Source organism: Streptomyces sp. NPDC107765 (genome assembly GCF_055657085.1).
The window spans coordinates 495,178-507,986 of record NZ_JBVKBL010000002.1 but is presented as its reverse complement, the minus strand read 5'-3'; the positions used below and the strand labels follow the sequence as shown (position 1 = coordinate 507,986).

General features: G+C 68.2%; 12 protein-coding genes. 11 read left to right on the top strand and 1 reads right to left on the bottom strand.

What is annotated here, in order from left to right; all coding sequences use genetic code 11:
- Window positions 1–118 precede the first annotated feature (118 nt).
- From ACZ7MX_RS06765 to cutA, 7 genes are all read left to right on the top strand, one after another.
- A complete protein-coding gene (locus ACZ7MX_RS06765) occupies window positions 119–1,369 on the top strand; it encodes an amidohydrolase (RefSeq protein ID WP_472130597.1) in 1,251 nt (416 codons plus the stop codon).
- A 321-nt stretch (window positions 1,370–1,690) separates the two neighbouring features.
- Window positions 1,691–2,725, top strand: coding sequence for a BMP family lipoprotein (locus ACZ7MX_RS06760; RefSeq protein WP_472129964.1), 1,035 nt, complete (start codon window positions 1,691–1,693; stop codon window positions 2,723–2,725).
- Window positions 2,726–2,904: 179 nt separating this feature from the next.
- Complete coding sequence (locus tag ACZ7MX_RS06755; protein ID WP_472130595.1) at window positions 2,905–4,533, top strand: ABC transporter ATP-binding protein; 1,629 nt, start codon at window positions 2,905–2,907, stop codon at window positions 4,531–4,533.
- Window positions 4,530–5,636 (top strand): ABC transporter permease, encoded by a 1,107-nt coding sequence (locus tag ACZ7MX_RS06750; RefSeq protein WP_472129962.1) that lies wholly within the window; start codon window positions 4,530–4,532, stop codon window positions 5,634–5,636. Before ACZ7MX_RS06755 ends, ACZ7MX_RS06750 begins: the two co-directional genes overlap by 4 nt.
- On the top strand, window positions 5,633–6,922 hold the full coding sequence (locus tag ACZ7MX_RS06745) for an ABC transporter permease (protein ID WP_472129960.1): 1,290 nt from the start codon (window positions 5,633–5,635) through the stop codon (window positions 6,920–6,922). The genes ACZ7MX_RS06750 and ACZ7MX_RS06745 overlap by 4 nt, the downstream gene beginning before the upstream one ends.
- The gene (locus tag ACZ7MX_RS06740) at window positions 6,919–7,314 is read left to right on the top strand and encodes a cytidine deaminase (protein WP_472129959.1); all 396 of its coding nucleotides are present in this window, start codon (window positions 6,919–6,921) and stop codon (window positions 7,312–7,314) included. The genes ACZ7MX_RS06745 and ACZ7MX_RS06740 overlap by 4 nt, the downstream gene beginning before the upstream one ends.
- 211 nt (window positions 7,315–7,525) lie before the next feature.
- Window positions 7,526–7,849 (top strand): divalent-cation tolerance protein CutA, encoded by a 324-nt coding sequence (gene cutA, locus ACZ7MX_RS06735; RefSeq protein WP_472129957.1) that lies wholly within the window; start codon window positions 7,526–7,528, stop codon window positions 7,847–7,849.
- A gap of 2 nt (window positions 7,850–7,851) precedes the next feature.
- Here the strand turns inward: cutA and ACZ7MX_RS06730 are convergent, their stop codons facing one another.
- The gene (locus ACZ7MX_RS06730) at window positions 7,852–9,189 is read right to left on the bottom strand and encodes an XRE family transcriptional regulator (protein WP_472129956.1); all 1,338 of its coding nucleotides are present in this window, start codon (window positions 9,187–9,189) and stop codon (window positions 7,852–7,854) included.
- Window positions 9,190–9,691: 502 nt separating this feature from the next.
- Between ACZ7MX_RS06730 and ACZ7MX_RS06725 the strand changes: the two genes are divergently transcribed.
- The 4 genes from ACZ7MX_RS06725 (at window position 9,692) to ACZ7MX_RS06710 (ending at window position 12,783) form a co-directional block, all read left to right on the top strand.
- Window positions 9,692–10,057: a hypothetical protein gene (locus ACZ7MX_RS06725; protein WP_472129954.1), complete on the top strand. Its 366-nt coding sequence runs from the start codon at window positions 9,692–9,694 to the stop codon at window positions 10,055–10,057.
- 250 nt (window positions 10,058–10,307) lie between these two features.
- Complete coding sequence (locus tag ACZ7MX_RS06720) at window positions 10,308–10,643, top strand: hypothetical protein (protein ID WP_472129952.1); 336 nt, start codon at window positions 10,308–10,310, stop codon at window positions 10,641–10,643.
- Window positions 10,643–11,611, top strand: a complete 969-nt coding sequence (gene tgmB / locus ACZ7MX_RS06715) for an ATP-grasp ribosomal peptide maturase (protein WP_472129951.1) — start codon at window positions 10,643–10,645, stop codon at window positions 11,609–11,611. Before ACZ7MX_RS06720 ends, tgmB begins: the two co-directional genes overlap by 1 nt.
- A complete protein-coding gene (locus tag ACZ7MX_RS06710; protein ID WP_472129949.1) occupies window positions 11,608–12,783 on the top strand; it encodes a methyltransferase domain-containing protein in 1,176 nt (391 codons plus the stop codon). Before tgmB ends, ACZ7MX_RS06710 begins: the two co-directional genes overlap by 4 nt.
- The last annotated feature ends 26 nt before the right edge of the window (window positions 12,784–12,809 follow it).

Genomic DNA, 12,809 nt, shown 5'->3' with positions numbered 1-12,809 from the left:
CATAAACCGTCCATGCGCCGAGCGGCCTAGATTTTCTTCCCCTAAGGGGCTGAACTTTTGTTGATCGAGGGACAGTTGCCGCATCGGTGGCCCTAATCTTCAACGGGTGAACCAACTGATGTCCCGCGATTCCGACGACGCCGACGCCCCCGCCGACACCGCCTCAGGGGCCCCGCTCCCCGGCACGCTGCCCGAGGCGCTCGGCGGCGAACTCATCGACTTCCGCCGCGACTTGCACCGCCACCCCGAGCTCGGCAACCAGGAGTTCCGGACCACCGCGGCGATCAAGGAGCGGCTGGAGCAGGCCGGACTGCGCCCCCGGGTACTCGCCACCGGCACCGGCCTGATGTGCGACATCGGCACGGACACCGCGTACGGCGACGGAACCGCCCCGCTGCTCGCCCTCCGCGCGGACATCGACGCCCTCCCCATCCCGGACACCAAGACCGCGGACTACGCCTCCGTGGTCCCCGGCCGGGCGCACGCCTGCGGCCACGACGTGCACACCACCGTCGTGCTCGGCGCCGGGCTGGTGCTGGCCGCGCTGGCCCGCAGCGGTGCGCTGCCCCGCCCGGTGCGGCTGATCTTCCAGCCCGCCGAGGAGGTGCTGCCGGGCGGCGCCGCGGACGCCATCGAGTCCGGGGTGCTGGACGGCGTCGGCCGGATCCTCGCCGTGCACTGCGACCCGCGCGTCGACGCCGGCAAGATCGGCCTGCGGACCGGCGCGATCACCTCGGCCTGCGACCGGCTGGAGGTCGAGCTGGACGGCCCCGGCGGGCACACCGCCCGCCCGCACCTGACCACCGACATGGTCACCGCCGCGGCCAGGGTCGCCCTCGACGTGCCGGCGCTGATCGCCCGCCGGGTCGACGCCCGGGCCGGGCTCGCCGTCACCTGGGGCCGGCTGTCGTCCGGGCACATCTGCAACGTGATCCCGCAGCGCGCCGAGCTGTCCGGCACGGTCCGGTGTCTTGATCTCGACGCATGGCGCAAGGCCCCGGACATGGTGCACGCCGCCATCGACGAGGTCGCGACGCTGTACGGCGCCAAGTCGCAGATCACCTACGTGCGCGGGGTGCCGCCGGTGGTCAACGAGGCCGACAGCGTGACGCTGCTCAAGGACGCGATGACCGCCCGGCGCGGCATCCACAGCGTGGAGGACACCGAGCAGTCCCTGGGCGGTGAGGACTTCTCCTGGTACCTGGAGGAGGTCCCCGGCGCCATGGCCCGCCTGGGGGTGCGCCCGCCCGGCGAGTCGAGCCGCCATGATCTTCACCGCGGCGACTTCGACGTCGACGAGCGGGCGATCAAGGTCGGGGTCGAACTCTTCACCGCGGCGGCGCTGCTCTCCGGAGAACTTCTCCCGTAGGGGAACGCGGGGCCCGGCCCCGCGGACAGCTCGACCCCGGCGCGAGCGCCCGCGAGCTTCCTGGGCACCGCGATTTCCGGCCAAGAACCCGGCCGCCGGATCCCCGCCGGGGCCGCCGGGTGCCGCCTCCCCGGCCGCCCGGCCCCCTCGGTGCGATCTTGAAGGTCACCACGGAGGCGGGGGCGCCCGCCCCATCGCGATCAAGGCGCTGAGAGACAAATCGATAACGTCCACACAGTGGAGGCTTTTCCGCCAGGTCTACGCGCGTTAATCTCCGACAAGCCAGCGCCAAAGGAGGCGCTACGAGTCGAAGGGGCCCTCGTGCACCGGGTATCCAAGATCGTTGCCGCGGGCATTGCCACCGCGGCCCTCACGCTCTCGCTGAGCGCCTGCGGCGCGTCGTCCACCGAGTCCGGCGGCCAGAACAAGGGCGTCGGCCTCGCCTTCGACGTCGGCGGCCGGGACGACCACTCGTTCAACGAGGCGGCGGCTCGTGGCGTGGACAAGGCCGAGAAGGACTTCGGCGTGAAGTCCAAGATGATGACCGCCAAGAACGGCGAGACCGAGGCGGACCGCGAGCAGCGCCTGTCCTCGCTGGCCGAGGCGGGTTACAACCCCGTCATCGGCGTCGGCTTCAACTACGGCAAGTCCGTCAACAAGGTCGCCAAGCAGTTCCCGAAGACCACCTTCGGCGTCGTCGACTCCCCCTCCCAGGCCAAGAACGTCTACGGCATGGTCTTCGCCGAGAACGAGGCCTCCTACCTCGCCGGTGTCGCCGCCGCACTGAAGAGCAAGACCCACAAGGTCGGCTTCATCGGTGGCGTGAACAACGCGCTGATCCAGAAGTTCCAGGCCGGCTTCGAGCAGGGCGTCAAGGAGACCGACCCCAAGGCGAAGGTCACCTCCGAGTACCTCTACGCCAACGACGACAAGGGCTTCGACGACCCGGCCGCCGCGAAGGGCAAGGCCAAGGGCATGCTCGACGCCGGTATCGACGTGATCTACACCGCGGCCGGCCAGTCCGGTAACGGTTCGATCGAGACGGTCGCCGGCAAGAAGGGCACCTGGGCGATCGGCGTCGACTCCGACCAGTACCTCCAGCCGGGCCTGGCCCAGTACAAGAACTCGATCCTCACGTCGGTCATGAAGAACGTCGACGTGGCGGTGTACGACCTGGTCAAGAGCGTGCACGACAAGAAGCCGCTGACCGGCAACAAGAGCTACACGCTCAAGGACGACGGCGTGCGGCTGTCCACGTCGGGCGGCTTCATCAAGGACATCCAGGCCAAGATCGACGCGGCCAAGAAGAAGATCGCGTCGGGCCAGGTGAAGGTCAGCGAGACCCCCGCCAAGTAGGGTCTCCCCAGCCCGGCGCGACGGCCACCCGCCGCCGCGCCGGGCCGTTCGCCGGATCGAACCGGCAGGTTTTCGGCTTTTTTCGGCGTCAACACTACGCGCGTAGCGCGGAGTTGGCGCGATATCTTCACCTCCCCGCTCCTTCGTCACCACTCCCTGTCCCCCGAGGAGAGTGCGCCATCAAAGCGTCCAGCAGCCCCCAGGCAGACAGCGCCCCCGCCGCGGCACCGGCGGTGGAACTCCGCGGGATCACCAAGCGGTTCCCGGGAGTCGTCGCCAACCACGACATCGACATCACCATCCACCGCGGCACCGTGCACGCGCTGGTCGGCGAGAACGGCGCGGGCAAGTCCACGCTGATGAAGATCCTCTACGGCATGCAGAAGCCGGACGAGGGCACCATCCGCATCGACGGCGACCAGGTCAGCTTCCACAGCCCGGCCGACGCCATCGCCCGCGGCATCGGCATGGTGCACCAGCACTTCATGCTCGCCGACAACCTCACCGTCCTGGAGAACGTCGTTCTCGGCGGCGAGAAACTGCACGGCATCGGTGCCAAGGCCCGCGCCGAGATCCTCAAGATCTCCGACCGCTACGGCCTCGGCGTGCGTCCCGACGTCCTCGTCGAGGACCTCGGCGTCGCCGACCGCCAGCGCGTGGAGATCCTCAAGGTCCTCTACCGCGGCGCCCGCACCCTCATCCTCGACGAGCCGACCGCGGTGCTGGTCCCGCAGGAGGTCGACGCACTCTTCGACAACCTGCGCGAACTCAAGGCTGAGGGCCTGACCGTCATCTTCATCTCCCACAAGCTGGGCGAGGTGCTCTCGGTCGCCGACGACATCACCGTCATCCGGCGCGGCACCACCGTGGCCTCCGTCGTCCCCGGCGAGACCACGCCCAAGCAGCTCGCCGAGCTGATGGTCGGCAGCGAACTGCCCTCGCCGCAGACCCGCGAGTCCACCGTTACGGACGTGGAGATGCTGAAGGTCGAAGGGCTGCGGCTGACCACCGCCGACGCGGAGGGGGTGGAGCGCACCGTCCTGGAGGACGTGTCGCTGACCATCCACAAGGGCGAGGTCCTGGGAATCGCGGGGGTGGAGGGCAACGGCCAGGCCGAACTGGTCGAGGCGATCATGGGGATGCGCGACCCCGACGGCGGCACCATCACGCTGGACGGCATCGACATCAGCCACCTGCCCACCCGCGCGCGGCGCGAGGACGGCATCGGCTACATCCCCGAGGACCGCCACCGGCACGGCCTGCTGCTGGAGGCCCCCCTGTGGGAGAACCGCATCCTGGGCCACGTCACCCAGAAGCCCAACGCCAAGGGCCGGCTGCTCGACCTGAAGGCCGCCCGCGCGGACACCGAGCGGATCGTCGCCGAGTACGACGTCCGCACCCCCGGCATCGAGGTCACCGCGGCCTCGCTCTCCGGCGGCAACCAGCAGAAGCTGATCTTCGGCCGCGAGATGAGCCACCACCCCAAACTGCTGATCGCCGCGCACCCCACCCGGGGCGTGGACGTCGGCGCCCAGGCGCAGATCTGGGACCAGATCCGTACCGCCCGCCACGAAGGTCTTGCCGTACTGCTGATCTCCGCCGACCTGGACGAGCTGATCGGCCTGTCCGACGGCCTGCGGGTGATGTACCGCGGCCGGCTCGTCGCGGACGCGGACCCCGCCACCATCACCCCTGAGGAGCTGGGTTCGGCCATGACCGGCGCCGCCAGCGGCCATCTCACGCATTCCGACAACGACTCCGCCGCGGAGCAGGAGCCGCGCTCGTCCCAGGAGGGGGAGTCCGAGTGAAGAAGATCGACAAGAACAAGCTGATCCTGGGCATCGCCGCGCCCGTCCTGGCGATCGTCGCGGCACTGGCCATCACCTCGATGATCATCCTGGCCACCGGCAAGGACCCGCTCCACGCCTACCTGGTGATGGCCGACTTCGGCTCCAAGAGCGACAGCCAGGTCTGGATCATCAACAAGGCGGTCCCCTACTACCTGTCCGCGCTGGCCGTCGCCATCGGCTTCCGGATGAACCTCTTCAACATCGGGGTCGACGGCCAGTACCGCATCGCGGCGTTCTTCGCCGCGGTGGTCGGTGGTGCGCTGACCCTCCCCGGCTTCCTCCAGATCCCGGTCATCATCATCGTCGCGATGCTGGTCGGCTCGGTCTGGGCAGGCATCGCGGGTCTGCTGAAGACCACCCGCGGCGTCAGCGAGGTGATCACCACGATCATGCTGAACGCCATCGCGGCCGCGGTCATCGGCTACTTCCTCCAGGACGGCCGGCTCGCGGTCAAGGACGGCAACCTCTTCCACACGCCGAACCTCCCGGCCTCCAGCCACTTCTTCACCATCCCCACCCAGCCCGCTCCCCTCGACGGCTTCCTCGTCATCGCCGTGGTCGTCGGCTTCGTGTACTGGTTCGTGCTCAACCGCACCCGCTTCGGCTTCGACCTCCGCACCGTCGGCCAGTCCGAGTCCGCGGCCGAGGCGGGCGGCGTCAGCGTCAAGCGGATGATCGTCACCTCCATGCTGCTGTCCGGCGCCGCGGCGGGCCTGATCGGCATGCCGACGCTGCTCGGGTCCTCGTACAACTACGGCACCGACTTCCCCGTCGGCATCGGCTTCACCGGCATCGCCATCGCGCTGCTGGGCCGCAACCACCCGCTCGGGATGGCCGCCGCGGCGCTGCTGTGGGGCTTCCTCGAGCGCACCGGCACCCAGCTCGAATTCGAGGACTACCAGCAGGAGATCGTCGGCGTGATGCAGGGCGTCATCGTGCTGTGCGTCGTCGTCGCCTACGAACTCGTACGGCGCTACGGCCTCAAACTCCAGCAGCGGCAGGTCGGCGCGGAGCTCGCCGCCCAGGCCCGTAAGACCGAGAAGGCGGAGGTGTCCTCGTGAGTACGAACCTCACGGCTCCGGTCGACCAGAGCCCCCACCACCACAAGCCCAAGGCCCCCCGGGCCAAGCTCAGCTACCCCAAGGTCCTGCTGATCATCTCGGGCAGCCTGATCCTGCTGTCCCTGCTGCGAGTGATCACCGGCGCCAACAACCTGACCGAATCCGGCCAGTACACCGCCGCGCTCAACGCCGCCGTGCCGATCGGCCTGGCCGGCCTCGGCGGTCTGTGGGCCGAGCGCTCCGGCGTCATCAACATCGGCCTCGAAGGCATGATGATGCTGGGCGCCTTCTCCGCGGGCGCGGTCGGCTGGCAGCACGGCCCCTGGGCCGCGGCGGCGGCGGGCATCCTCGGCGGCGCGCTCGGCGGACTGCTGCACGCCGTCGTCACCGTCACCTTCGGCGTCGACCACATCATCTCCGGCGTCGCCATCAACATCATGGCGCTCGGCCTGACCCAGTTCCTCGCCAAGCTGTGGTTCGGCGCGGACGGCAGTGCGGCGGCGGCCGCCGGCGGCAACGACAAGCAGTCGCCACCGATGCCCGACATGCCGACGTTCACCGTCCCCGGTCTGTCCGACTGGCTCTCCTCCATCGAGCAGCACCACTGGTTCCTGGTCTCCGACGTGGCCGGCATCCTCGGCTCCCTGGTCACCAACGTCTCCTGGCTGACCCTGCTGACCGTCGTCGTCTTCGTGCTCAGCTTCTTCGTCCTGTGGCGTTCCTCCTTCGGCCTGCGGCTGCGCTCCTGCGGTGAGGGCCCGATCGCGGCCGAGTCGCTGGGCGTCAACGTCTACCGCTACAAGTACGCGGCGGTGGTCGTCTCCGGCGCGCTGGCCGGCCTCGGCGGCGCGTTCCTGGCGATCTACGTGCACATCTACCAGGACGGCCAGACCGGCGGCCGCGGCTACATCGGCCTCGCCACCATGATCTTCGGCAACTGGCGGCCGGGCGGCGTCGCCATGGGCGCCGGCCTGTTCGGCTTCATGGACGCCCTCCAGCTGCGCGGCGGCGGCCCCACCGTCCACGCGCTGCTGCTCCTGCTCGCCGTGCTGCTGGTCGGCCTGGCGGTGTGGAAGATGCGCGCCGGGCAGCGCCCCCAGGCCGTGATCAGCCTGGTCGCCGCCGCGCTGCTCACCGTCTGGTACACCACCACCGACACGGTCCCGCTGGAGATCGTCGGTGTCGCCCCGTACATCGCCACGCTGCTGGTGCTCTCGCTGGCCTCGCAACGACTGCGGGCACCGAAGGCCATCGGCAAGATCTACCGACGGGGCCAGGGCAAGTGAGCACAGCTCCCGACTGGGACGCGCTGCGGCGGCAGGCCCGGGACGCCATGTCCCGGGCCTACGCCCCCTACTCCGACTACCCGGTCGGCGCCGCTGCCCTCGTGGACGACGGCCGCACCGTCACCGGCTGCAACGTCGAGAACGCCTCGTACGGCCTCGGCCTGTGCGCCGAATGCGGCCTGATCTCCGCCCTGTTCGCCACCGGCGGCGGCCGCCTGACCGCCTTCACCTGCGTCGACGGCGCGGGCGAACTCCTCGTCCCCTGCGGCCGCTGCCGCCAACTCCTGTGGGAACACGGCGGCCCGGACCTCCTGGTGGACACCCGAGCGGGCATCCGCCCCCTGTCGGAGCTGCTGCCGGATGCGTTCGGGGCAGGGCATTTGGCGGGGTGACGGGCGGGCTGACGGACCTGCGGCGGCAGGCCGCGGTTACGGGGGCGGGCGGACGGGCCGACCGGCTGACGGGCTGAGGGGCCGATGGGCGATAGCTGTTGTGGTACGGCCCTAGGGGTGCCATCGCCCCCTTAGGGCATGGCACCCCCGCCACCCACCCCCGCCCGCATGAAGCGACCCCGGTCTGCCAGTTCGCCACTACAGTCGGCCCATGACTGACTTTCTTCAGGTATCCACCGCAACGGAGAACCGAGAAGCGGCTGTGAAGCTGGCGCAGTCGGTGGTCCTCGCACGGCTCGCAGCCGGGGCACAGATCGTCGGGCCTATCGGGTCCGTGTTCTGGCACCAGGGAGAGTTCGGTTCAAGCGAGGAATGGCAGCTCGTCCTCAAGGTCCGCGCCGACCGGTACGACGAGGTCGAGGCGCATCTGCTCAAGCACCACCCCTGGCAGAACCCGGAAGTCTCCGCAGTTCCGATCGTTGCCGGGGCGGATGCGTATCTGCACTGGCTGGAAACGACCACGGCACCGGACTGACCTCAGGCCCGTGCCAGTTCCAGGACCTCTGCCACTGCAGGCACTTCGCGGTGACCATGGAGGCGGCGTAGAGTCGGTTCGAGGCGCTGACGTGGGCGTACAGATGCCACATCGGCCGCGAGTTCCAGCGAACGTCGGGCGGTGCTGGCTGCTTGCTCGACTTCTCCGGCGGAAACGTACGAATCGGCAAGCCAGGATAGGTACAGGCTTTTGTCTCGGGCGTGGGTGTCCTCATACCTGGCCAGGGCGTCTTCCAGTACGGGCACAGCACGGAGCGGACGACGCAACTCTGTCCAGCAGCGGCCGGTCATGATCCGGAGTTCGTTGTGGTCAACCCACGCTGCCCAGTCACGTTGCGGCATCCCGTCGCTTTCGTTGAGCGCGGTCTCTGCATCGTGGAGAGCCTGTTCCGTCCCCTTGACGTCCCCTGCGACGGCGTAAGCCCACGCAAGGCGTTCATGCAGCAGCGCACGGACGCCGGGTGGGGCGTCGGGGCCAGCGGTGCGGCATGCAATGAGAGCGGTATCTATTCCGGCCTTCCGGTCCTCACTGACCTTTTGATAGGAGAGGAAGGCCAAGGCATTACCTGCGAGGGCGGTATCTCCGGCCTGAGTGGCAGCTTGGTAGCTGGCTTCGTACAGGCTGCGGGCGTCGGCGTGGTTGCCTCCGTCGAATGCGGCCCATCCGGCCTGTTGGGCTTGTTCAGCAAGCACTGAGAGGAGTGCGAGGCCCGTCTCCTCGCTGTATTTGCAGTCTCGGAGCAGGCGTTTGGTGGCCAGTTGCTCCCCGAGGTAAACGCGGTAGGTGTCACCCCCACCCAGAAAGTCGTCAAGGCGTCGCAGACGAGCCGTACGCTTCCGCAGTCGGTCGGGGACATCGCGGCCGATCCGTCGACCGGTGCTGGCCTGACTGAACTCCGGCAGACCGACGGCCAGGCCGGCGCCGGCCGATGCTTTGAAGAATTCCCTACGCCGCACTCTGTCTTCTCCGTTCCCGCGGTCGGTGAGGATATGTGCGGACACGACGGGCGGTCGGCCGGACTGCGTGGTCGACTCCCACACGCGAGGGGCAAGGCCGAGCAAGTCCCCCGGAATGCGCAGCGCATCTGCAATCCGGGCGATCTTTTCGAAGGTCGTCACGCTCCCGTGACCGCGCGCCAGAGCGCCAACACGTTCGGGTTTGATATCGCACTCAGCTGCAATCTTTGAATAGCTGATCCCGGCTTCACTGCGTGCGATGCGGAACACCGTGCCGAAATCATGAGCCGCAATGGCGGCTCTCAGGTCATCCCGGATCAGTAAGTCTCGCGGTAATGCTGTGGCCGGTTGGTATGCCGTCATGGAGGGTCCCGTCGCGCCTGCTGGTGGCAGTGTGCCGCAGTGGTCTGCCGGCAGCCTACCCACGATGGGGATACCCACCGAGGGGAAGACAACTGCTATCCACCGCAGGACAGTTACGGGCGAAGGGCCCCGCGGCCGTATGGGGACGGCCCGGGGAATGGCCAACCTGAGGAAAGCAGGTCGACATGCCGAACTGTATCGTCCGCATTTTCGAGCCGCTGTTGCGGTGGTTACTTCCCAGGCGAGGCCGTCACCGTGCGACCGACGAGCACTTGGTCCTCCGAAGCCACGAGGTACGGGCGTCGACACTGGTCCGCTTCCCTGCACGCGGGGCGTTGTTGCTGAGGGGAGAAGGTGGGGCCCTGGTCCGCCCGTACGTCCTCAGCCCAGAGGAACGGCAAGAGCGACGCTTGCAGCGCGCACAGCAGCGAGGGTGGTGCCTCACCGCGCACGTAGCCGGCGTCGGGCCGCGCTGGGTTCATGATGTGGAGGTGGTGGGCTGATGAGTGCCATGGACACCGCGCGGCTTCTGTCATGGCTGAGCCCGGACGGAAAACCGTGCTTCCTGGCAGGTGATGGGACGGGGTTCGTTTCCCGTCTTGCCGATGACACGGAGGCCGCGCAACTCGACTCGGCCGCAGAGCTTATCGAGGAAGCACGCCATGTATTGCACGCCCGAACGTGGACTTCCGGTGAACTGCACCTGCTTGCCGTCGAATTGACTGCAGCCCTCATCAGCGTGCACCGGGTGGCCGAGAGCCGGGGCGCCCGCCTACTGGTGCCGCACGACAACAGCCGCAAGGTGGACGACGTATCGCACGACAGCGACCGTGGTGGGCCTCGCCTTTCGTGCGGGGCGTGCGGATGAGCTGGGCACGGTGCAGGGACGTGTGGTCGCGGCTGCGCTACGGGGTGGAGGAGACCTGGGGACGGCATGTGAGCCAACGGGAGCTGTACCGGCAGCTCGATCAGATGCGTGCGGAGTGCAAGGCCCGTACCGCATGGATTGATGAGCTGACCGAGGAAGACGGAGCGGCGTTTCAGGCTCGCTGAGCGGAGCGGGGACGTACGAGCACTTCCCGTCCATCGCGAAAGCATCCATCGAGAAAGGGGAAGCAATGCCCATCACAGTTGAGGGGCGTCGGCCTGCTGGGCTGGCGCTCGACGCGCCGGAGCTGCGGCTCCCGTTGAGCACCGACGGGGTCGCATCCATGCCGGAGCTGTCGGACAGCGAGGGACCGGCGCCGTTCGCGTTCCGGTTTCTCACTCCCGTATCGGCAACGGGCGGCATCCTGCCGAGCCAGGTCGAGTACAACGAGGAATCACAGACCGGCGTCTACGAGGACATGCCGCCGGGCGTCTACATGACCAAAAACCCGCCGAAGACCTACGGGCCGACGGCCCCCACAGGCCAGATGGACGCGCCGGACGACCCCGGACCGAGCGACGACTGATGACAGGCGCCGGACAGGTTCTCATCCTGGCGGGTCGGTTCGACCCGACCTGTGATCTGGTGGTTGAGGAATTGAGCCGGCGCGCCGTGCCCGTTTTCCGGGCTGATATGGCCGAGTTCCCGCTGAGACTCACGCTTGCCGCGAGCCTCAGCGGGAACCGTTGGCACGGCACGCTGAACAACGACCGCCGCACGCTCGACCTCGCGTCCGTCCGCTCCGTCTACTACCGTCGCCCGACCCGCCCAAAGTTCCCCGAGCAGCTGACCGCCGCAGCCCGCAAGGTCGCCGAAACCGAGGCTCGGTGGGGCTTCGGTGGATTGCTGACGGCATTGCCCTGTCGCTGGCTTCCCCCGCCTGGCAGGGCGGCGGATGCTGAGTACAAGCCGCTGCAACTGCGCGTCGCGGCTGACGTGGGACTGAGCGTTCCGCGCACCCTCATCACCAACGACCCGTCCGCGGCGAAGGACTTCGCCGACTCGATCGGCGGACCTCTCATGTTCAAGCCGTTCTTTCACGTGCGGGGCACCGTACACGGGCAAACTGCTGCCGTGTACGCGAGCATCGTCGACCCCGACGACCTGCCCCACGCAGACATTGCCACCACCGCGCACATGTTCCAGGAGTGGGTACCGAAGGCGTACGAGGTGCGCCTGACCGTCGTGGACGGTCAGATCTTCGCAGTGGAGATCCATGCCGACTCGGTCGCCGGTCGCATCGACTGGCGGAGCGACTACGACAGCCACACCTACACGGTCTGTGATCCACCGCATGAGATGGCTGCCGGAGTGCTACGGATGCTGGACCGGCTCGGCCTGCCGTACGGCGCGTTCGACTTTGTGGTGACGCCGGACGGGGAGTGGCGCTTCCTGGAGGTGAATCCGAGTGGACAGTACGGGTTCATCGAGCAGGCGACCGGACTACCGATCACGGCTGCGATCTGCGACTACTTGGAGGGGGCCGTCCAGTGACGAGCATCCTTCACGACGAACAGCGCTTGCTGCGGGCGCGCGTCTCGCTCACCCAACAGATCGACCGCGGCAGCGTGGTGCTGTCCTCCCAACTGGCCGGCGTGTTCCTCAATGTTCCCCGGCATCCCTTCGTCCCCGTTTTCTACCGGCGAGAGGGAGAGCGCTTCGTCCCTTGGAGAATCACCGACGGCGATGCAGATGCATGGCTCGACGCCGTGTATACGGACGACTCTCTCATCACCGAAGTGGACGGCGTACACGCTGAGCAGGCCGGTGCCGGTGGAGTGACCGGCGTACCCACGTCATCCTCGACCGCGCCGAGCCTCATGGCGGACATGCTTGACGCCCTCGACGTGCACGAAGGCGACGAGGTGTTTGAGGCCGGTGCCGGCAGCGGCTACAACGCCGCGATGCTGTGCCGCCTCGCCGGGGACGCGCACGTCACGACTGTTGACCGCTCCGGCACCCTCACGAGCATGGCCCGCGAGCGGCTCGACGCCGTCGGTTTCCACCCCCAGGTGATCCACGGTGACGGTGCACGGGATCTTCCGTCCGATGCCATTTACGACCGCATCATCGCTACGGCATCTGTGCGCCGCATCCCACGCTTGTGGCTCGAACGATGTCGCGTAGGCGGCATCCTGGTTGTCCCCATCAAGGGCACCCTGGCCGGGGGAATGATCGCCCGGCTCACGAAGCGGCCGGACGGCACAGCGGCCGGCCGTGTCCTGCACACCCCGGCCGCCTTCATGCCGCTCAAGACGGGCGCCGAAACGGAGGGGCGGCTACCCGAGATCCCTGATGGTCCATGTGACTCTGCCGAGCTCTCCGGGCGTGTGCTGGATGACTGGACGTTCTCGTTCTTTGCTCAGCTCCACATGCCGCACGGCCTCCTTCGTACGTATGGCCAGAATGGCGACGGCCTGCACGTGACCACGCTGTACGACCCCGCGGACGGGTCGGCAACCCGCATCGAGGACCGACCCGAGGGGCCGCCGCTGGTGACCTCCACCGGACCGCGCGACCTGTGGGGGCCGATCGAAGAAGCCCACCGGCGATGGCGGCAACTCAACCGGCCGCGGCGTGAGTGGTTCGGTATCGAAGCCACCCCGACCGAGCAGACCGTGACGTACACCGCACCGGACGGGGAGGTCCACCGCTGGACGATGTAGCTGACACCGGGCCCTCGGGGGATTCG